This window comes from Burkholderia cepacia (assembly GCF_029962485.1).
GTDB lineage: Bacteria > Pseudomonadota > Gammaproteobacteria > Burkholderiales > Burkholderiaceae > Burkholderia.
In genome coordinates this window covers 529,109-549,037 of the sequence record NZ_CP073639.1, presented here as the reverse complement: position 1 = coordinate 549,037, position 19,929 = coordinate 529,109, and the positions used below count along the sequence as shown (strand labels likewise).

Here is a 19,929-nt window from a genome sequence, read left to right as displayed (position 1 = left end):
CGATATGGGGCGAGATCTATCGATCGTGAACAGCGCGCGCATAGGTCCTGCCATAGATTCTTCGTGCTAACACTGAAACACCCCAGCCACACTCACCGCCATTCGAAATGAAACCAATCGCGATCGTGTTGCACGGCCCGACCAGTGCGGGCAAGAGCAGCTTGGCGAGGGCACTCCAGGACAGCTCGGACGTGCCCATGTTTCACATTTCACTGGACGCGTTTGTCGAAATGTCGCGCAGGCGTGACATGCGGTCGGACGACGAACTCAACCAGGCGATCAGACTTCATCATCTGAACCTGCAGTCGACGCTCCGCTCCGCTGCGTTGCGGGCAGTCATTTCGACATCGTTGTCGACCTCGTCCTTCGTGATACTCCGGCACTGGACGCGTGCATTGCTGCACTGTCACCTCGCCAAACAGTCGTCGTTGGCGTTTCGTGTCCGTTGGCCATACTTGAGCAGCGCGAACGTGCGAGGCCGGATCGGAGCGAGGGAATGGCCAGATCCCAGTTCGGACATCCTGCCTATTCACGGTCGTACTCGATGCGCATCGACACATCGACATGCAGCCCGGACGAGGGCGCCCGCCGTATCCGCGCCCACATCGACGAACGAGGCGCGTGATTTCGCGTGAAGTACCTCACGGATGCGCCCAGGCAACGCAGCAACCACTCCGGAAAACCCGGCGAATGTGTCAGGACACCTTTCCGGTTGAAGGCTCCGGAAAAGGAGAAGGTGCCGCACCTAGCGTCGACCGCACGACACCGCTGTGTCCGGCCGACAATCCCGCGTGTTCCGCCGACCCTCGCCCCGCCGGCAACGCGACCCGCACATACAGAAACGCGCGCCGTTCGCGATCGGGCAGCACTTGCGGCCCGTAACTGAGCGTGACCGCGCCATCGTCGATCTCGCCGGCCTGCGCGAAGCGCCACGCGCGCGGATCGCTGTCGAGCAGGAATTCGGCGCGGGCATACGCGTGCGGCTCGAACAGCTCGGGGATCGCCACCGCACGCCCGTCGAGCTTGTCGAGCAACGCATCGACGACGTTGAAGCCATACCCGTCGCGCACGATATCGCAGATGAAGCTGCCCGCGATGCGCGGATTCAGTTCGATGACGTGCGGCACGCCGTCGTGCACGATGCAGTCGAGGTGCACGGGCCCCCACGTGAGCCCGGCTGCCGCGGTCGCGCGCGCGCCGACCTCGATCAGCGCGCGCAGCGTGTCGGCATCGAGATCGAGTTCGGACGTATAGCCGCGTTCGAGAAAACCGGCGCCATGCCGCTTCAGCTTGCGCAGCGCGCCGACATAGCGGCCGTCGAAATACTCGACGCAGTATTCGCTTCCGCTCAGGAATTCCTCGATGACGATACGTTCGGTCGCGAGCGACTGCGCATCGGTTTGCGCGGCGGCGAGCGCATCGAGCTGCGCGCGCACGCCGGCGATGTCCTCGCAGCGCCGCACGCCGTCGCTCGCCGATCCTTCCGACGGCTTGACGACGACCGGAAAGCGCAGCGGGGCAGCCGCGGCCGCGAGCGCCGTCGGCGCGGCCAGCGTGCCCGTGACGAACTGCGCGGCCGGGATGCCGTGCGCGGCGAGCAGCGCTTTCTGGTTCGATTTCGACACGGCGTGCGCGACGTGCCGCGCATCGGGGCCGGGCAGGCCGAGCGCGTCGGCGACCCACGCGGCGGTGCGCGCATAAGTGTCGTGCGCGGTCGTCACGCGCAGTGTGTCGAGTTCATTCGCAAAACGCGTGCGCAGCCAGCCGGCGAGCTGGCCGGCGTCGGGCTCGAGGTTCACCGTCTCGACGGCGTCGGGAAACACGCCGTCGAGACGATGGCCGGGCGCGGTGATGACGGTCACGGCCAACTGGCGTGTCAGCGCGGCGCGAACCAGCGCGACGCTGCTGCCGGTGGCGCGCGCGCCGATCACGATGAGTCGCTTCATGTCGGATCCTTGATCGGGAACGGAGGAGGGGGTTAGCGCGTGCGCCGGCGCAGGTGTTGCGCTTCGAGGCGCGGCAGCAGGTGCTGGATGACGCGCGGCAGCGTATAGATCGGCAACTGCGCGCACGTGAACACGAGCGCCATGGTCGGCGTCGCGGCCAGCCCGAGCGCGGCCCACATCAGGCCGACGTTGCGATTGGCGACGATCAGCGCCACATTGAGCCGCGTACGGACGTCGCCGGGCGTCAGTCCGTAAGCGAGGATCTGGAAGCCGGCGTTCACGGCGAACGCGAGCGCGATCGCGGTCAATGCACGGTGCGGCGCGTCGATGATCGATTGCTGCATGCCGGCCATCGTGCCGAGCGCGAACACCAGCAGCGCGACGACGACGATCGCGTCGATCGGCGTCGCATAGCGGTCGAGCCGCGAACCGGCAAACCGCCGAACGAGCAGTGCGACGCCTTCCGCGCTGCCGATCAGCAGCGCCAGCCGCAACGCGAGACTCAACGGCGAGATCGACACGGCGGCATCGTGGCTGAACCAGGCCGTCAGCAGCGGTGCGGTAAGCGGCACGAACACCATCGAGGCGAGCGTTGCGACGAGCGCGACACTGGCGTCGAGCGACAGCATTCGCGCGATCGTCGACGTGCCGCTCGACGGCGGCGCGCAGTACGCGATCACCAGTGCGACGACCCAGTCGTACGGCATGCCGGCGAGCCGCGCGGCGATGCCGAGCGCGACCGGGCACGCGATCATCGTCACGGCGGGCAGCAGCAATGACACGGCCGGCCGGCGCGCGACCGCGCGCACGGCGCTGGGTTCGACGCGCAACAGCGTACCGAGCACGAACAGGAACACGGTGACGGGCATCAGCGGCCGCGCGAGGTCCGCGAGCGGCGGCACCAGCAGCCCGAGGACGACGCCGCACGCGAGCACGGTCGGCCCACGCCGAACGGTCGCGGCGATCAGCGCGCGCACGGGCGAACCTCGGGCCGGCGGCGAACGGAGGTGAAGCCGGAGCAGACAGCGGATGGCATGCGGATTCCTGGGAAGGGGGCGGCCAGCACCGAATATCCGCTAGGCTAATCCGGATGGTGAGCGAAGTAAAATGATATAAACTGGATCGGTAACAAGAGAAAGTGATATGAACATTCCTCTGCTCGAAACCTTTCGTGCCGTCGTGCAGGAAGGCAGCGCGTTGCGCGCGGCCGATCGGCTCGGCTGCACGCAATCGAACGTCACCGCGCGGCTGCGCCAGCTCGAAGAGTCGCTCGACGCGCCGCTGTTCGACCGGCACGGCAAGCGGCTGGTGCTGAACGATGCGGGGCGCCGGCTGATTCCGTATTGCGACCGCATCCTGCGCCTCGTCGACGAAGCGACGCAGGTGGTGCGCGAGACGCCGGTCGCGCGCAGCTTCCGGCTCGGTTCGATGGAAAGCACGGCGGCCACGCGGCTGCCGGCGCTGGCCGCCGCGTTGAAGGAGCGCGAGCCGGCGCTCGGTCTCGCCGTGCAGATCGGCAGCGAGCCGGACCTGGCCGACGCGCTGCTGCGCGGCCGGATCGATGCCGCGCTTACCGCGCGCGCGGTGGTGCGGCCCGGGTTGCGTTACGAGCCCGCGTTCGCCGAGGACATGGTGCTGGTCAGCGCGGCCACGGTCACGCGCCGGCAACTGCTGGCCGACAACACGGTGCGGCTGCTCGCGTTTCACGACGGCTGCCCGTACCGCGCGGTCGCGGAGCACTGGCTGAAGGCACGCGGCGTCGCGATCGAATCGGTGTCGTCGTTCGGCACGTTCGGCGCGATCCTCGGCTGCGTGGCGGCCGGAATGGGTGTCGCGATCCTGCCGAAGCGGATCACGACCGAGCACGTCGCGCGCAAGGAGTTGCGCGCGCATGCATTCGACGATCTCGACAGCGTGACGACCTACCTCGTCACGCCCGATGAAGCGCCCGCGCTGCCCGAACTCGATGCGTTGCGCGCCGTGCTCGGCCGGCAGGCGGGCGCGCTGCTCGCGCGCTAGGCCGGCGCGACCGCGCGTTCGTCCGCGAAGAAATCGGCCTCGATCTCACGGATGCGTCGGCAATCCTCGAGCAGCCGCTCGAACGTCGGGCTGTAGAGGCCGACCGTGCCGAGTGCCGTCTGCAGGTCGGTGGTCACGCGCAGCGTGTCGCCCACCTTGATCCATTGCTTGAGGCCGACGAACGACGGCAGCGCCTGGATCGCCTGCCACGTGAAGTCCTGCCGCAACACGCCGTTACGCGACGACAGCAGCAGCACATGCCCGCAGTAGCCGCGGAAATCCGTCGGTGCGATGGTTTCGCCGAACAGCCGCTCCGGATGCAGCACGGCTTCGACGGCGGCCGACACGTGATTCTCGCCGCTGACCGCGCTCGTCAGCCGCGGGTCGAGACTGCCGTGCAGCCGTGCGTTCAGCTCGACGATGGTCGGGCCGTCGGCCGTATCGAACAGTTCGAGATGAGTTGGCCCGAAGCGCACGTCGAGCGCGTCGAGCACGTCGGCCGCGTAGTCGAGCAGCGGTGCGTAGCGCGGGTCCGCGTGATTCAGCACCAGCATCTTGTCGAGCCGCGGCGCGTGCGTGCGGTCGCGATGCACTTCCCACAGGCTGACCACGCGGTGGCGGCCCTCGAACGACACCGAGTCGACGATGTATTCCTGTCCTTCGGAATAGCTCTGGATCACGATGTCGTCGTTCGGCTGGTTGTACAGCGAACGGGTGGCCAGCACGTCGTGCGCGGCGTCCTCGACCTGCGCGAGCGTCCGGCAGATCTTCACGCCGGCGACACCCGCGCTGCGCGCCGGCTTCACGACGAGCGGCAGGGTGCCTTGCGCGCGTGCCCATTCGAGCGCTTCATCGACCGACGTGCTGTGGAAGTGCACCGGTGCGCGCAGGCCGGCCTGGCGGATGCGCTCGTTCATCGCGAACTTGTCGCGCCGCGCGGCTGAGGTTGCGAGCGGGTTGCGATAAGGCACGTCGAGCCGCTCGGCCAGCGTGTCGGCCAGCTCCAGCGCCGCGTCGAGGCCGTGCAACACCGCGCCGATCCGCAGGTCGCCCAATTGCGCGAGCGTCGCGTCGATGTCGCCGCGATGCTGGACCTGGCGGATGTAGTCGGACGGCACGAACTGGTTTCGGTAGATTTCCGGCAGATCGGGATCGCTGATGACGTGTGCGCACCGGATGCCATACGCGCGAAACGCGGGCGCCAGGTAGGCGGCTGTCGACGCGCCGTCGACGATCAGGACGGTATCGATAAAGCGATGCTGCATGGATTCCTCGCTCGGCTGTGGGATCGGTTGAAGGGTGTCGGCCGGAAGCGGCTCAGGCCCGCGCGCCGGTATCGGGTGCGTCGCGGGGCCAGCGCACGGCCACCACGATGCAGACGGCGACGAGCACGGCCGCGACGGCGAACGCGTGCGACGCGCCGGCCACGATCGCCGCGCCCTGGCCCGCGACCAGCGCGCCGAGTGCTGCGACGCCGATCGCGGCGCCTACCTGGCGCGCGGTATTGAGGATCGCGGAAGCCGTCGCCGAGCGGCCGGCCTCGACGCTGCCGAGCATCGTCGAAGTCAGCGCGGGAATTGCGATGCCGCCGCCGATCGCCATCGCCGCGAGCCCCGGCGCCAGCAGCACATACGGCGTGTGCGCGGCGAGCGTGTGCCATAGCCACGCGTAGCCCGCGAGCGACACGGCGAGGCCGATGATGACGGTCGCGCGGAACCCGTACCTGACGGCGAGCCGCGCACTCGCGATGTTGGCGAGCATGATGATCGTGAGCGGCGCGAGCGCGAGCCCCGATTCGGTCGCCGTGAAGCCGCGCGCGTTCTGGAAGTAGAGGCTGAGCGAGAAGATCAGCCCGTAGAACGCGGCGTTCGTAATCGCGCCGATCGCCAGCACACCCGGCACACGCGGAATCCGGAAGAACGCCAGCTGCAGCATCGGTGCGGCCACGCGCCGTTCGATCGCGACGAACACTACGCCGAGCACGGCCGATGCGATCAGCGCGCCGGCAGCATACGGATCGCCGATACCCTGCGCGCCGGCCCGGATGATCCCGCCCGTCAGGAGGCCGAGTACCAGCACCGCGACGATCTGGCCGGCCGGATCGAACAGCCGCGTGCGCGCGGCGGCCGAATCGCGCACGTGGCGCAGCGTGAGCCACAGCCCGATCGCGCAGATCGGCAGGTTGATGAAAAAGATCGCGCGCCAGCCGAGCGAATCGATCAGCAGGCCGCCGAGCGTCGGCCCGGCCGCGCTGATTGCGCCGCCGGTCGCGCTCCACCACGCGACGGCTTTCACGCGCGCGGCGGAGTCGTTCGCACACGCATGCGTGATGAGCGCGAGAGAGGTGGGCAGGATCATCGCGGCGCCGATGCCCTGTGCAACCCGTGCGGCGATCAGCGCGGCGAGCGAAGGCGCGAGTGCGCAGCCGAGCGACGCGAGCAAGAACAGCACGAGGCCGTACGCGAACAGCCGGCGGCTGCCGAAGCGGTCGGCCAGCGTGCCGGACGTCAGCAGCAGCGCGGCGAACGACAGCGTGTACGCATCGACGATCCACTGCAGCCCGTGAACGCTCGATCCGAAGGAATGGCCGAGGCTCGGAATCGCGACATTCACGACGGTTACGTCGAGCTGGACGATCGCGAAGCCGAGGCTTGCAGCCGCGACGGTCGGGAAGATTGCGCGCAGCGACGTGCGGGGTGCCGGCGCGGCGGCGGCCAGTGCGCTGTCGAGCGCCGGAGCACGGTCGCTCATTGCGGCTCCCGGGCAGGATGACTGGCGGGGCGGCACACCGGCAACGGCACGTCGTTTCCGGCGTCCTCGAAGAAGCAGCAGCGCGGCAGGCGGCATCGATTCATCTGGCGGGTTCCCGTATGGCGGATGAAGGGAGGCGGTTGCGCGTCGGGCGCCGGCCGCATCGTCGGATCCGTCAGCAAACTAGCATCGACTCGCTAACGAATACAAATAATAACCAGCGATTTTTTAACAAGTATTCGTGTTAAAGGTCGGTGCGATCGATGCGGCCGGCCGCGGCCGCGGCCGCGTTGCTGAACTTATATCGATAATTTTTGTTTGCAATCGAATTAATATCATTTCGCAATGCAATGACGGTCTCCTAGTCTTGTCGAGCGCTTCGCACCGAGGACGGCCGAGCGCGGCGGTGATGCCCTACCGCTCTTCGACCCAGAATCTTTATACGAGAGACCTATGACCTATCTCGCAGATGAACGCATCGCATTGACGGCAGTGGAGTCCGCTCATATCCGCAAGACGCTCGGCGCGCTGGCCTACGATCCGGCCGGCGGCGCCGGCTACATCAGTGCGGTGCGCAAGCTCGCGTACAACGCGTTTCCCGACCGCATCGTCGACGCGTTCGACCGCGCGAAGGCGCCGACCGCGGACGCGCACGGTTCGATCGAGATCGACAACCTGCCGATCGACGACGACGTGAAGGGCAGCCCGCGGTTCGAGGAAACCGGCCGCTCGTTCAAGGCCGGCGTGCTGAGCGAGAACGTGCTGGTCGCGCTGAGCACGCTGGCCGGCGAGCCGTATTCGATCGCGCACGAAGGCCGCGAACTCGTGAACAACCTGACGCCGCACAAGACGACCGCGCGCGAGTACACGGGCCTCGGCTCCGAGGTCGAACTCGATTTCCATATCGAGAACGCCGCGCAGGCGCACATGCCGGAGGGCGATACATCGCCGTTCGCGTTGCTGCTGCTCGGCGTGCGCAGCGAAGCCGGCGGCGGACCGTACACGCGGCTCGCCGATGCGCGCCGCGCGCTGGAGCGGCTGTCGCCGGACGACATCGCGCAGTTGTACGGCGAGCACTACATCATCCGCGTGCCGTACCGGTGGCGCGGCGCCGCGCCGACGCCGCGCGACAACACCGACCTGAGCGCCGTGCTGTCGGGGCCGCTCGACGCGCCGCGCGTGACGGTCGCGTTCTATCCGGACATGGTGCTGGCCGTCAACACGCGCGCCCAGGAGGCGCTGGCCAACCTGTACCGCGCGGTGCGCGAGGTGTCGTTCGGCGTCCAGGTGTCGCCGGGCAAGCTGGTGCTGATCAACAACCACTTCACGCTGCATTCGCGCGACCGCTTCGATCCGCAATACGACGAGAACGATCGCGCGTTCCGCTGGGTGCAGCGCGTGTTCGTCGCGCGCAGCCTGTGGAATTTCCGTTCGTTCACGCCGCTGCAGGCGCGCGTGTTCGATCCGAAGGCGCTGTACGCGGGCGAGTCGGCGCAGGCGAGGCAGCCGTCGCGCGTCGCGCAACCGGCGCCGCAGCGCGCGGCCGCGGCCGAACTCGAGGCAACGCCCGCGTGAGAGACCGGGCGGGGCGGCGACGTGCGCGACACATCGACGGCCCCACTCGCGGTTGCCCGACGCATCATCGAATAACAAAGGATTGCACAAGACATGAGAAGAACGACTTTCCCCGTTGCGCGCATCGCTCGCGCGCTGGCTGCAATTGTGATCAGCGGCAGCGTCGCCGCGCAGGCCGCGACGTTCGACCTGAGCCCCGAGCAACCGGGCCGGCAGCGCGGCACCGTGAATCCGGCGGTCGAACAGGCGGTGCCGGGCGGCTTCAAGTTTGCCGAAGCGAACACGCTGACGATCGGCATCGCGCCGAACCTGCCGCCGCTCAGCACGTATGCGACGGATGCACGGACCGTCGTCGGCTTCGATCCCGATCTCGCACAGCTGATCGCCGACAGCGTCGGCCGCAAGCTGAAGATCGTACCGCTCGCGTGGGCTGACTGGCCGCTCGCGCTGCAGTCCGGCAAGGTCGATGCGGTGATCTCGAACGTCACGGTCACCGAGCAGCGCAAGGAGAAGTTCGACTTCTCGACCTACCGGAAGGATCAGGTCGGCTTCTACGTGAAGAACGGCAGCAAGCTTGCCGCGATCCGCGAGCCGAAGGATGTCGCCGGGCTGCGCGTCGTGACCGATTCGGGCACGAACCAGGAAAAGATCCTGCTCGAATGGAACCGGCAGAACGTCGCACGCGGTCTCGCGCCGGTCGAAATCCAGTACTACCCGGATGCGGCGGAGCGCTGGGTCGCGCTGCAGTCGGGTCGCGTCGACACGATCTTCAGCGTGAATTCGATGCTCGCGTACCAGGCGTCGCTGCGCGGCGATGCGAAGCTGATCGGCACGGTGAGCGGCGGCTGGCCGCGCAGCGCGGACATCGCGATCACGACGCGCAAGGGCAGCGGCCTCGCCGAGCCGCTGACGCTCGCGATCAATGCGCTGATCGCGAACGGCAGCTACCGGAAGGTGCTCGGACGCTGGAGCCTCGATGCCGAAGCGATCGACCAGTCGCAGACCAATCCGCCGGGGCTGCCGCGCACCTGAGCGCCGCGCGCGGCGCCGCTCACGTGATTGGCCACTGCAGGATCACGATGCCGTCGTTGTAGTCGCGATCGGCGCCGTCTTCCGCACCGAGCCAGCCGAGCCAGACCGTATCGCCGGCGGACAGCGGCGCGAGCCGTGCATCGGTCGCGGAGTGCCTGCCGTTGGCCGACGCGTCGATCCGGATCTTGCCGCCCCGCGAGTTCAGCGTGAACTGCCTGACGCCGTCGTTGCCGTTGCCGGTGAACGACGCGGCCGGTTCCGACGCGTCGTCGATGAACAGCTTCAGGTCCTGCCGGTCGGCGGCATTCGCGTAGAAGGTCGCCTTGAAATCGGTATTCGGCGGCAGCGTGAAGTTGCCGTTGCGGTCGGACGACGGCTTGAAGCCAGGCTGTTTCGTGTCCGGCTGGCCGCCGGCGATCTCGATCGCCGTTTCCCAGCGAAAGTAGCCCGACACGGCGCCATCGCGGTCGAGCACCGCGAAATCGGCCGTGCAGGTGGTGGTGCCGGCGGCCAGCACCTCGCTGCGCCAGAAATGGTCTTTCATCGGCCGGCACGACGGTTGAAGCAGGTCGTCGCCATCGGGCACCGGCGTGGCGGCATCGCGGATTTCCGCTTCGATCGGCGCGACGATGCCGGCGTCTTTCAATGCGAACCGGACGAACAGCACGCTCACCTCGGCGCGCAGCGCCAGCGCGGTTTCGCGCAGATGAAGCTGGACGCCCGGAGACAGGCCGGCAAACAGCCGGTTGTCGTTGTGGCCGACCTGCCCGGCGTCGCCGGGGCTCAGCACATAGATGTGCCGGCCGTCGATCACGGTCGGCGCGTCGGCGTTCCGGCTGGCATCGGGGTAGGTCGACAGCAGCGTGACGGCGTCGACGACTGCGAGCACATCGCAACGAAGACCAGACATGAGCATCTCCTCCGCAACAAGGGAGCGGCACGGGCGGCCGTCGCACGGCCGCCCGCCGGCCGCGATCAGTTATGGATCGAGATGAACGGATCCCACGAGAAGCAGCCCTGGCTCTGGCAGTTGCGATCGATGATCTGGAACTGGAAGTGGTAGGTCACGCGGCCGACCTTCAGGCATTCCGACGACCAGTAGTAGTTCGCGACCTTCTGGCACGTCGGCACTTCCGGCTTGCTGGTGTTCGGCACCGGGATCGACGCTTCCGCGACCCGCGGCGTGGGCGTCGAGATCAGGTCGTTGCCGACGTTGCCGATGAACTTGTAGAACACCACCTGGTTCTCGAAGCCCAGCGACAGGCTCGTTTCGCGCCAGCGGATCAGGTCCCCGACCTGCGCTTTCAGATCGAGCTCGCCGCCCGCCTGCCCGGAGATGACGTTGTCCTGGTTGGTCACCATATAAACATAGCGCCAGTCGATCAGCGTCGGCGCGGCCGGGTTTTTGCTGGGATTCGGATATTTTTTGAGAATGGTTTCGGTATCGAACGAAACGAGCACATCGGTAACGCGTGACATGGAAGCTCCCGTTTGAAGTAATGGGACTTATCGTTGCGCGAATTGCTTCGTGCGGCCGCCATCGCCTTGTGCCGCAAGGCTCTTGGCCGAAAGCGGCAGGTGTCGAAGCGACGGCGAATGCAGATTATCCCGTTCGATTAATTATGGAAGCTGTAAAGGTAAACAGGTCGTAAATAATATTTAAAGCGGTAATTTTAAAATCGGAATCAATCGATTCGATACACCACATAAATAACGCGACATTGAATCTGTTAATCGATTGGTCGATTATCTGCGGGAGGAGAAAAGGCGGGGACGCCGCTTACCGGTACGTCCACAGCCGGTGCAGCACGAACGTCGTCGGCGGGATCAGCAGCGCGATCGCGACGATGCTCATCCCGCGCGACAGGTCGAGCGCTTCGGCGCCGCGCGCGAGCAGCATGGTCTCGACGAAGCCGGCCAGCGTGACCGCGAGAAAGCGCACCATATTGCGCGTGCGCACCGTCGACGAGAAGCTCCACAGCGTATTCGCGAGATACGAGAACGCCGTGGCGCAGAGGAAGGCGACCGCGTTCGCGGTCACCAGCGTTGCATCGAACAGCGCGAACATGGCAGCGGCGACCAGCGTGTGGATCGCGGTCGAGCAGAGTCCGGACACGCCGAAGCGCACGAGCCGCGTGCGTTCGGCGTAAAGCAGGTCGATCATGGCGGCTCGCTTGCGTCAGCGGGTGCCGATCCGTGCGCGGGTCGGCTGCATGCGACGGCGGGCGGCCAGGCGGCGCGCATCGCGCGCGACCGGGAGCTCGATCACCTTGCCGTGCGCCTGGTAGCGGCGGCGGATCAGGTAGACGGGCCGTTGCTTCGACTCGTCGTAGATCCGCCCGACGTATTCGCCGACGACACCGATCCCGATCAACTCGATGCCGCCGATGAACAGCGTGACCGAGATCAGCGATGCGTAGCCGAGCACCGGATTGCCGAACAGCACCGTGCGGAAGATGATGAAGCTGCCGTACAGGAACGCGAGCGCGGCGATGCCGACGCCGATGTAGGTCCAGCTGCGCAGCGGCACGGTGCTGAAGCTGGTGATGCCTTCCAGCGCGAAATTCCACAGCTTCCAGCCGGAGAACTTCGAATGCCCGGCGCTGCGCGGGTCACGCTGGTATTCGACGATCACGGTCTTGTAGCCGACCCACGCGAACAGCCCCTTCATGAAGCGGTGCCGCTCGGGCAGGCTGCGCAGTGCATTCACAACCTTGCGGTCCATCAACCGGAAATCGCCGACGTTCTCCGGCAGCTTCACGTCCGACAACATGTTGTGCACGCGGTAGTAGATCGCTGCGGCGGTACGCTTCGCGAACGAATCGCACGCGCGGTTGCTGCGTTTCGCGGCCACGACTTCCGCGCCGTCGCGCCAGTGCTCGATCATCACGGGGATCAGGCTCGGCGGATCCTGCAGGTCGGCGTCGAGCGGAATCACCGCGTCGCCGCTGGCTTCGTCGAGGCCGGCCGTCAACGCCGCTTCCTTGCCGAAGTTGCGGGTGAGGTCGATCACGCGCACGCGCCGCTCGGTGGCGCTGATCCGCACCAGGCGCTCGAGCGTGTCGTCGCGGCTGCCGTCGTTCACGCAGACGATCTCGAAGCGGATCGCGTCGATGGCTGTCAGCAACGGAATCACGACGTCGAAGAAGCGCTCGACGGCCTCGCCTTCGTTATAGAACGGCACGACCAGCGAAACGAGCGGTGAATAGAGTGGTTCCCGCATGATGACTCCCCTTGTAATGTCGCGTCACCGGTCGGCGCCGATGGTCGGGCGGCCGGTGCGGCGCATTCCGTACGCCGGGCGGTGGTGCGGCCGGAGCGGATGAGCAAACCCGGTCTCGGTCGAGTGGTCGCGCGCGTCGGGCATCGACGGCACGTCGTGTCTTTCCTGGGCGACCCGGCCGACGAGCAGCGCGAGCGACGCCAGCGTGACGAGCGGCATGAACTGGAACGGCAGATGCGGCATGACCGCGAGGCCGGCGAGCGGCATCAGCCACAGCAGCATCAGCCATTCGCGATCGAAGCGGCGCCAGCCGTGGGTCCACGCATAGCGGGCGTACCACGCGATCACGAGGCCGTACCAGGTCAGGTCGTAGTCGTACAGGTAAGGACTGACGAGCAGGCATGCGCATACGAGGGTCGCGGCGCGCAGTGCGTAGGAACATGCGCCGCGCCATGCGTAGACGACGGCGATCGCGGCTGCTGCTGCCGACAGGAGTTGCAGGCCGCGCGCGACGAGCACGGGCCAGCCGGCCATCGTGGCCAGCGCGAATACGGACGGCATGCGCGAGAGCTTGGCCTGACCGGTGCCGATCACGGTGTAGACGCTGCCGATCACGTGCACGAATGAGACCCACGAACCGATGCCGAACGCGAGCGCGGCGAGCGCGGCGCTGCCGGCGATCGTCGCGGCCCACGCGGCCAGCGCGCGCCACTGGCCTGCGCACAGCAGCGCGAGCGGAAACAGCACCGCGAGCTGCGGTTTTGTCGTCAGCAAGCCGAAGCAGATGCCCGCGACGACGGGGCGGCGGTTCAGCGCGAGCAGGCCGACGCCGGCGAGCATCGCGGTGAAGAGGCTCGTTTGCCCGACGATCACTGTAAGGAATGCGCCGGGGAACGCGAGCGCGCACAGCCAGGCGGCATCGCGCTGCACGGTCGCGCGGATCGTCGCGGCGAACAGTGCATACGTGAGCCCGAGCCACAGCACCAGCGCGAGCGTGTAGGGCAGCCAGCCGAGCGGCAGCACCAGCAGCAGCATCGTCGGCGGATAGAGCCACGGCAGCGTGCCGTCCGCGAGATTCATCGTCGGGATCGCGATCTTCTCGACCGCGAACAGCGCGGGGAAATGCCACGCGTCGGCCGCATGCCCGTGCGCGGCGAGCCACGCGGCGCTCCAGATCGGCGAGAAGTCTTGCGACAGCGGGCCCAGCGCACCGTGGCGCGACAGGAACATGCGGGTCAGGTAGATGACGACGAACAGCAGTTCGGCCACCAGCACGGCGCCCGCGTAGACGCGTACGCGATGGCGATTGAGCCAGTGTGGGTAGCGGCGCGGGCCCGCGATCGGGAGTTCCGGATGCATGTCGACAGCCGGATGCGCGTGACGGGCGAACAGCGGCGATTTCATCGTGTGCTCCGGGACGCGAGCGTCGCGCGGTGTACGACGATGAACAGCACCGCGAGCAGCACGATCGGCCCGACCTGCGGAAACCGCATCAGCCGATTGAACATCTCGAAGAGCGGCAGCAGCCACGCGAGCACGATGGTGCCCTGTTCGCCGGGCAGCCAGCCTTCATCGAGACAGTAGGCGATCAGGCAGAAGATCGCGACGCCGAGCCACGTCAGCTCGTAGCCCCACAGATATGGTGTCGTCAGCAGCGTGGCGACGGCCAGTGCCGCACCGCGCAGCCGCATGTCGCGCGTGCGGCGCCAGACGTCGACGGCCGCGACGATGGCGAGCAAGGCGATGGCCGCTTGCGCGGCCAGCGCGACCGGGACCGGCATGCCCGCGAGACGCAACGCGGCGAACGGTGTCGGCGACGCGAGCCAGTACGACGGCAGCATGAAATGCTGGTCGCGTACGGTCGACATGGTGTGCGCCAGCCCGCTCAGCACGGCGGGGCCGGTCAGCGCGACCCCGGCCGCGGCGAACAGCGTCGCGCTGACGGCGGCCGCCGCGAACGCGCGCCACGCCCGTGCCGCGATCAGCACGAACGGGAACACCACGGCGAGTTGCGGCTTGATCGCGAGCAGCCCGATCAGCATGCCGGCCACGATCGGACGCTTGCCGAGCAGGTGCAGCGCGAGTGCGGCGACGCCGGCGGTCAGGATGCTGTTCTGACCGAACAGAGCGCTCAGGAACACCGCCGAATACGCGACCATGACGAGCAGCGCCGCGCGTGGGTGCGGAAGATGCGCGCGCAATCCCGACAATCGCGAGACGGCGAACGCGTAGCATAAAAGACTGCCCGCGGAAAAAAGGAGGTAAGCGGGCAGGAAAGGCACGAGGGCAGCCGGCGCGATGAACAGCAACATCGTCGGCGGATAGAGCCAGGGAAGCGACTGGTGCTGCAGATACGCGCCGAACTGCGCGAGTTCGGCCTGCATGAATGCCGCGGGGTCGTAGGCCGTTGCGGCATGGCCTTGCAACACCAGGTGTGCTGCGGTCCAGAAGACCGCGAAATCGGTACCCGGTCGGGCGGTGGCTTTCGACGTGAAGCCGTGCGTCACGACGCCCCAGGTGATCAGTAGTGCGACACAGAGCATCAGCATGATGCAGCTGTACGGAATGATGCGGTCGGCTGTCAGCCATTGAGCACATCGGATGGCGCGAATGCGCGTTTCACCACGATTGGCTGTGTACATGATGCCCCGTTTGTCGTAGTGGCTGCGTGGTCTGTCACAGCCGTTTGATGTTGTCGTGCCTGCGGATCGAATCGCGCTGAATCTGCGTTGTCCGGTGAATTCATTGTTGAAGAAAAAATCGCGTGATGCAAACCAGGCACTGAAAGCCGGTATTGAGATTGCCGAGTAACTGGCTTGAAATCCCCGTTTTCAGGTATGAGAAATCCGTGCGATCGGGTTTCGTGTTTCTGGCTTGAAACATTTCGCGATTTTCACCGGCGTTGCATCCCGCCGAACGCACGGCGCGAGACCGGCGTGCCGCGTCCGGGAAAGTCCCGACGAAATTTTTTCCGCCCTTTGTGCAGCGCGGCGGCGGGCGTTCTGACCGGTGGCGCCGGCCGCCGCGGGCCGTTCAGATTTGAAACATTTCGGGCATCGCACCGTTGTCCGGGGAAGGGGGGAATCGCCGGAACCCTTGATACGCCGCGATTTCACCCGGGATGGCCTGCTCTTTGCGTAAGCGTTGGCACGGCAGTCGACGATGTAAGGACCGGCCGGTTCCGAAGACAGACACTTGGAACTGGCTTCGGAGCCAGCGGAAAAAATGACCGGAGCGCGACGGGGAACACGCAGCGCCAGGTCGACGAACCGCGCAAGCCTCGTCGATTGACCAATCAGACCCGGAATCTTCAGGGCAATAAGAATTCGGCATGGCAGTACATGGGGAATAAAAATGAAAGACCACTGCACATCGCGGATCGCAAACCGCGTTAAAGACACATTGCGGCTTTGTCGGGAGTTCGTCTCCCGTTCAACAGGATTCCATGCGTCGAACGGCCGTCGTGCCGTTCAGGTCGGTCGGCAGGCCCGGTTCATCCGGCTGGCCGCGCCGTACACGCGTCTCTCGCGCTCCGTTTCACTGATACCCGTTCGCACGGACAGGGATATGCATCCCCGTTCCCGCAGCTGAACGTCGCGCTTCGAATTTTCGCGTAGTGCCGGTGGTGCCCGTCCCCAACGTCCTGACGGACGAAGGGTAATTCATAGCAGTCCGAAAGGAGAGTGCTCATGTTCAGAGTCATCGAAAAGATCGCGTGGTTCATTCAGGATCAGCGCGGCGTGACGGCCATCGAATACGGCCTGATCGCTGCACTGATCGCGGTCGCCATCGTCGTTGCGTTGACGACGATGGGTACGGATCTGCAGTCTGTGTACAGCATGGTCGCCGCGGATCTGGATTCAGCAGTAGCAAGCATGTGATGGACGGTACGGCGAACGGTGCATCCGGATCGATCGTCGACACCACCGGGCATTAACCATTCTCCTCGACGTCTCGATGCCAGATCGATCGATCCAGCCGGTACGCGAGGGTTTTGAAAGTCACCACGAAAGGAGATCACCATGTCCAAGCTCATTCAACAAGCCGCCCGTTTCGTTCGCGACGAAGACGGCGTGACCGCCATCGAATACGGCCTCATCGCCGCACTGATCGCCGTCGGCATCATCACCGCGCTGTCGACCATCGGCAAGGATCTGGCCACCGTGTTCAACACGATCGCCGACGATCTGAACTCGGTCGTCTGATGCTGCAAACGGACCGCGAGGGTGGCTCGGCCGGTGCAGTGATCGAGCCTTCCTCCGATCCCCTGGGCAACCTGGAGCCGGAGACCATCATGCAAGCCAACGCGTGCGTCGTCTGTCGCCGGATCGGCGGCGAGCAGGGGAGGACGTCGATCGAATCCGCATCGTTCGCGGCGATGTTCGCCGTTGCGGTGCTGGGCGGCATCGCCACGCTGAAAGGCTTGCTTGCCAATCCGCACGTCGTGATCGCGACGGCCGTGACGGCCGCCGTGGCGACCGCGCTGGCAATGGTTTCCTGATCCACTCATTCGACCCGCGAGGTACGCCATGTTACCCGTTGCGCCGCCTTACCCGGTTCCGCTGTGCGTGACGCTGCTGGTCGTCGCAGCAGCCAGCACGGACATCGCGAGCCGCCGCATTCCGAACCGCCTCGTCGCGGTCGGGCTCGCCGGCGCGCTGGTGGTCCAGTGCATGTTGCACGGCGTCCTGGCCGGCGCACTCGGCTGGCTCGGGGGCGCGGCGACGGGATTGGGCCTGCTGCTGCCGTTCTACCTGCTGCGCGGGATGGCAGCCGGCGACGTGAAGCTGATGCTCGCGATCGGCGCATGGGTCGGCGCGCACATGGCCTTCTACATCGTGCTGGCCACCTTCGTGGTCGGCGGGATCGGTGCCGTCGCGGTCGTGCTGTTGCGCGGGCGCATGCGGCAAATGTGGGCGAACGTCCGCGCGCTGCTCGCGCGCCGTTCGCGGGACGCGCACGCAGAGGCCGCCGGCGGCCCCGCGGCATTCGCGTCGGTCGGCACGCTGCCGTACGGCGTGGCGATTGCGGCCGGCACGCTGGGCATGCTGTTCGCGTCGTGCGCATAGCGCGATGCATCCGCAACGAGGACGGAGCGACCATGTACACGAAACACACCGAACCGAGACGCGACGCGCAGGTGGCGCACCTGCCCGATCCGCTGCCGTCGCGTGAGGCCCATACGAAGCCGGGCGCGCAATTGCCGGCGGCACCGCGTACGCTCGCGGAAACCGGCTTGAGCACGACGTTCGTCGCCGGGCTCGTGCTGAAGTCGACGCTGATGCTCGGCCGCCCGTCGTACGGCGACCTGGTCGAGCGGCATTGCCTGCCGCTCGCGGTGCTCGACGACGTCTTCGCGTTCCTGGTGCGCGAGCATCTCGTCGAGCTCACGCATCGCGGCGCCACCGACCTCGACGTCACGTTCCGCTTGACCGACGCGGGCCGCGTGCTTGCGTTCGAGGAGCGCGAACGCAGCGGTTACAGCGGGCCCGCGCCGGTCACGCTCGATGCGTACCTCGAAAGCTTGAACACGCATTCGGTGCGCAAGCTGCTCATCCGTCAGAGCGACGTGTGGGCCGCGTTCGAAGGGATCGTGATCGACACGTCGATCCTCGACTCGGCCGCTGCCGCGTTGAACGCGGGCCGTCCGCTGCTGATCTACGGCCCGGCCGGCAGCGGCAAGACCTTCCTCGCCGAACGGCTCGGCACGCTGATGCGCGGCCGCGTGCCGATCCCGTACGCGATCTGCGCGGCCGGCGAAGTGATCCAGATCTACGACCCGCTCGTGCATGTCGAAGCCGGGGAACGGGCCAGCGGCCAGTCGGTCGACCGCCGCTGGCGCCTGTGCGAACGGCCGGTCGTGATGTCCGGCGGCGAACTGACACTCGGCGAGCTCGATCTCCGCCGCGACGAAGCCGCCGGCTTCTACCAGGCGCCGCCGCACATGAAGGCGAACATGGGCATGTACATCATCGACGACCTCGGCCGTCAGCGCGTCGAGCCGCGCGACCTGCTCAATCGCTGGCTGCGCCCGCTCGATCGCGGCGTCGACTACCTGACGCTGGAATCCGGCAACCGCTTCGTCCTGCCGTTCGACGTGTGGCCGGTGTTCTCGAGCAACCTCGCGCCGGAGCAGTTCTGCGACGACGCGTTCCTGCGCCGCCTCGGCTCGAAGCTGCACGTCGGCGCGATGTCGATCGACGACTACCGTGCCGTGTACGACGCGGCTTGCGCATCGCTCGGGCTCGTGTCGGCGGCCGACGCCTTCGACTTCCTGCTGCATCGGCTGCATTTCCCGACCGGCAAGGCGTTTCTTGCCTGTTTCCCCGCGGATCTGCTGCGCCTGGTGGCCGCCGGTGCGCGGTATCGCGGCGATCCGCCCGAAGTGACGCACGACGCGCTGTACGACGCATGGGCGAGCTATTTCGGTTCGGCGCCCGAACGTGACGGCGGCCATCCGCCGCCTGTCGAACGCGGTGGCCGCACGTTCATCACCGGTTGAGCCGTTTCTTTCACGATTCGTCGAGGAGCATTGCCATGAAAAACAGTCGAGCGCTCATGATGCTGGTCGTCGCGATGATCGCGGGTCTTGCCGCGGTCGTGTTCGCGTCCCACTGGCTGGTACAGACATCCACGAGCTCGGTCACGCCGGTCGCGGTCGCCTCCACCGACCTGAACCTGGGCGAACCGCTCGGGCCGAACCAGATCCACATGGTCAGCTGGCCGGCGGGCAGCGTGCCGACCGGCGCATTCACCGATACGAAGGCCCTTGAAGGTCGCGTCGTGCGCACCAGTCTGTCGCGCGGCGAGCCGGTGATCGAGTCGAAGCTCGCGCCGGTCGGCACGAAAGGCGGGCTGTCCGCGGTGATCGCCGACGGCAGCCGCGCGATCACGGTGCGCGTGAACGACGTGGTCGGCGTCGCGGGCTTCGCGCTGCCGGGCAACTACGTCGACGTGATCGTCAACACGCAGGAACAGCAAGGCAAGACTGACGGGCAGAGCATCTCCAAGATCGTGCTCGAGCACATCCTCGTGCTGGCCGTCGCACAGCAGGTCAGCCGCGATGACACCGCACCGAAGGTCGTCAACGCGGTGACGCTGGAAGTCACGCCCGACCAGGCCGAACGGCTCGATCTCGCACGTAGCGTCGGCACGCTGTCGCTCGTGCTGCGCAACCAGGTCGACCAGAAGACGCTGACCACCGACGGCGCCACCAAGCTGACGCTGCTCGGCAAGGAACCCGTGCCCGAAGCGGCACCGGCGCCGGTCCGCGTGCGGACGGTGCGTGTGCACGTCGCGTCGCATGCGGCACCGGAAGCCCGTCACGACTGTGTCGGTGTGCTGACCGGTGTGAAGGGCAGCGTCGAATGTTTCTGAAGCAGA

General features: G+C 66.7%; 20 protein-coding genes. 10 read left to right on the top strand and 10 right to left on the bottom strand.

Features of this window, described 5'->3' with window-relative positions:
- Positions 1–107 precede the first annotated feature (107 nt).
- The gene (locus tag KEC55_RS35185) at positions 108–635 is read left to right on the top strand and encodes a phosphotransferase-like protein (protein WP_432626324.1); all 528 of its coding nucleotides are present in this window, start codon (positions 108–110) and stop codon (positions 633–635) included.
- Positions 636–695: 60 nt separating this feature from the next.
- Here the strand turns inward: KEC55_RS35185 and KEC55_RS33560 are convergent, their stop codons facing one another.
- Positions 696–1,946, bottom strand: a complete 1,251-nt coding sequence (locus KEC55_RS33560) for an ATP-grasp domain-containing protein (RefSeq protein WP_282511730.1) — start codon at positions 1,944–1,946, stop codon at positions 696–698.
- A gap of 32 nt (positions 1,947–1,978) precedes the next feature.
- The gene (locus KEC55_RS33555) at positions 1,979–2,923 is read right to left on the bottom strand and encodes a hypothetical protein (protein ID WP_282511728.1); all 945 of its coding nucleotides are present in this window, start codon (positions 2,921–2,923) and stop codon (positions 1,979–1,981) included.
- A gap of 166 nt (positions 2,924–3,089) precedes the next feature.
- On the opposite strand from KEC55_RS33555, the gene KEC55_RS33550 reads away from it, so the two are divergent.
- Positions 3,090–3,965: a LysR family transcriptional regulator gene (locus KEC55_RS33550; protein ID WP_176046455.1), complete on the top strand. Its 876-nt coding sequence runs from the start codon at positions 3,090–3,092 to the stop codon at positions 3,963–3,965.
- Here the strand turns inward: KEC55_RS33550 and KEC55_RS33545 are convergent.
- Positions 3,962–5,230 carry an ATP-grasp domain-containing protein gene (locus tag KEC55_RS33545; protein WP_282511724.1) on the bottom strand — a complete coding sequence of 423 codons (1,269 nt, stop codon included), beginning with the start codon at positions 5,228–5,230 and terminating at the stop codon, positions 3,962–3,964. The two genes, KEC55_RS33550 and KEC55_RS33545, sit on opposite strands and share 4 nt — an antisense overlap.
- 52 nt (positions 5,231–5,282) lie before the next feature.
- Positions 5,283–6,716, bottom strand: coding sequence for an MFS transporter (locus KEC55_RS33540; RefSeq protein ID WP_282511722.1), 1,434 nt, complete (start codon positions 6,714–6,716; stop codon positions 5,283–5,285).
- A gap of 453 nt (positions 6,717–7,169) precedes the next feature.
- Between KEC55_RS33540 and KEC55_RS33535 the strand changes: the two genes are divergently transcribed.
- Complete coding sequence (locus KEC55_RS33535; protein WP_282511720.1) at positions 7,170–8,291, top strand: TauD/TfdA family dioxygenase; 1,122 nt, start codon at positions 7,170–7,172, stop codon at positions 8,289–8,291.
- A 93-nt stretch (positions 8,292–8,384) separates the two neighbouring features.
- Positions 8,385–9,323 carry an ABC transporter substrate-binding protein gene (locus tag KEC55_RS33530; RefSeq protein WP_282511718.1) on the top strand — a complete coding sequence of 313 codons (939 nt, stop codon included), beginning with the start codon at positions 8,385–8,387 and terminating at the stop codon, positions 9,321–9,323.
- A 19-nt stretch (positions 9,324–9,342) separates the two neighbouring features.
- Here the strand turns inward: KEC55_RS33530 and KEC55_RS33525 are convergent, their stop codons facing one another.
- The 6 genes from KEC55_RS33525 to KEC55_RS33500 form a co-directional block, all read right to left on the bottom strand.
- On the bottom strand, positions 9,343–10,233 hold the full coding sequence (locus KEC55_RS33525; protein ID WP_282511716.1) for an AidA/PixA family protein: 891 nt from the start codon (positions 10,231–10,233) through the stop codon (positions 9,343–9,345).
- A gap of 65 nt (positions 10,234–10,298) precedes the next feature.
- On the bottom strand, positions 10,299–10,802 hold the full coding sequence (locus tag KEC55_RS33520) for an inclusion body family protein (RefSeq protein WP_006483191.1): 504 nt from the start codon (positions 10,800–10,802) through the stop codon (positions 10,299–10,301).
- Positions 10,803–11,103: 301 nt separating this feature from the next.
- Positions 11,104–11,487 (bottom strand): GtrA family protein, encoded by a 384-nt coding sequence (locus KEC55_RS33515; protein ID WP_282511681.1) that lies wholly within the window; start codon positions 11,485–11,487, stop codon positions 11,104–11,106.
- Between the two features lie 15 nt (positions 11,488–11,502).
- Positions 11,503–12,546: a glycosyltransferase family 2 protein gene (locus KEC55_RS33510; RefSeq protein WP_282511679.1), complete on the bottom strand. Its 1,044-nt coding sequence runs from the start codon at positions 12,544–12,546 to the stop codon at positions 11,503–11,505.
- 24 nt (positions 12,547–12,570) lie between these two features.
- Positions 12,571–13,950 carry a glycosyltransferase family 87 protein gene (locus tag KEC55_RS33505; protein ID WP_282511677.1) on the bottom strand — a complete coding sequence of 460 codons (1,380 nt, stop codon included), beginning with the start codon at positions 13,948–13,950 and terminating at the stop codon, positions 12,571–12,573.
- On the bottom strand, positions 13,947–15,188 hold the full coding sequence (locus tag KEC55_RS33500) for a glycosyltransferase family 87 protein (RefSeq protein WP_282511675.1): 1,242 nt from the start codon (positions 15,186–15,188) through the stop codon (positions 13,947–13,949). The genes KEC55_RS33505 and KEC55_RS33500 overlap by 4 nt, the downstream gene beginning before the upstream one ends.
- A 1,047-nt stretch (positions 15,189–16,235) precedes the next feature.
- Between KEC55_RS33500 and KEC55_RS33495 the strand changes: the two genes are divergently transcribed.
- The 6 genes from KEC55_RS33495 (at position 16,236) to cpaB (ending at position 19,923) form a co-directional block, all read left to right on the top strand.
- Positions 16,236–16,427, top strand: coding sequence for a Flp family type IVb pilin (locus tag KEC55_RS33495; protein ID WP_282511674.1), 192 nt, complete (start codon positions 16,236–16,238; stop codon positions 16,425–16,427).
- A gap of 141 nt (positions 16,428–16,568) precedes the next feature.
- A complete protein-coding gene (locus tag KEC55_RS33490) occupies positions 16,569–16,751 on the top strand; it encodes a Flp family type IVb pilin (protein WP_175875716.1) in 183 nt (60 codons plus the stop codon).
- Positions 16,751–17,047, top strand: a complete 297-nt coding sequence (locus tag KEC55_RS33485) for a hypothetical protein (RefSeq protein WP_282511669.1) — start codon at positions 16,751–16,753, stop codon at positions 17,045–17,047. The genes KEC55_RS33490 and KEC55_RS33485 overlap by 1 nt, the downstream gene beginning before the upstream one ends.
- Before the next feature lie 28 nt (positions 17,048–17,075).
- Positions 17,076–17,615: an A24 family peptidase gene (locus KEC55_RS33480; protein WP_282511668.1), complete on the top strand. Its 540-nt coding sequence runs from the start codon at positions 17,076–17,078 to the stop codon at positions 17,613–17,615.
- Between the two features lie 32 nt (positions 17,616–17,647).
- Positions 17,648–19,048, top strand: a complete 1,401-nt coding sequence (locus KEC55_RS33475; protein ID WP_282511666.1) for an ATP-binding protein — start codon at positions 17,648–17,650, stop codon at positions 19,046–19,048.
- Positions 19,049–19,083: 35 nt separating this feature from the next.
- Positions 19,084–19,923 carry a Flp pilus assembly protein CpaB gene (cpaB, locus tag KEC55_RS33470; protein WP_282511664.1) on the top strand — a complete coding sequence of 280 codons (840 nt, stop codon included), beginning with the start codon at positions 19,084–19,086 and terminating at the stop codon, positions 19,921–19,923.
- Positions 19,924–19,929: the final 6 nt, after the last annotated feature.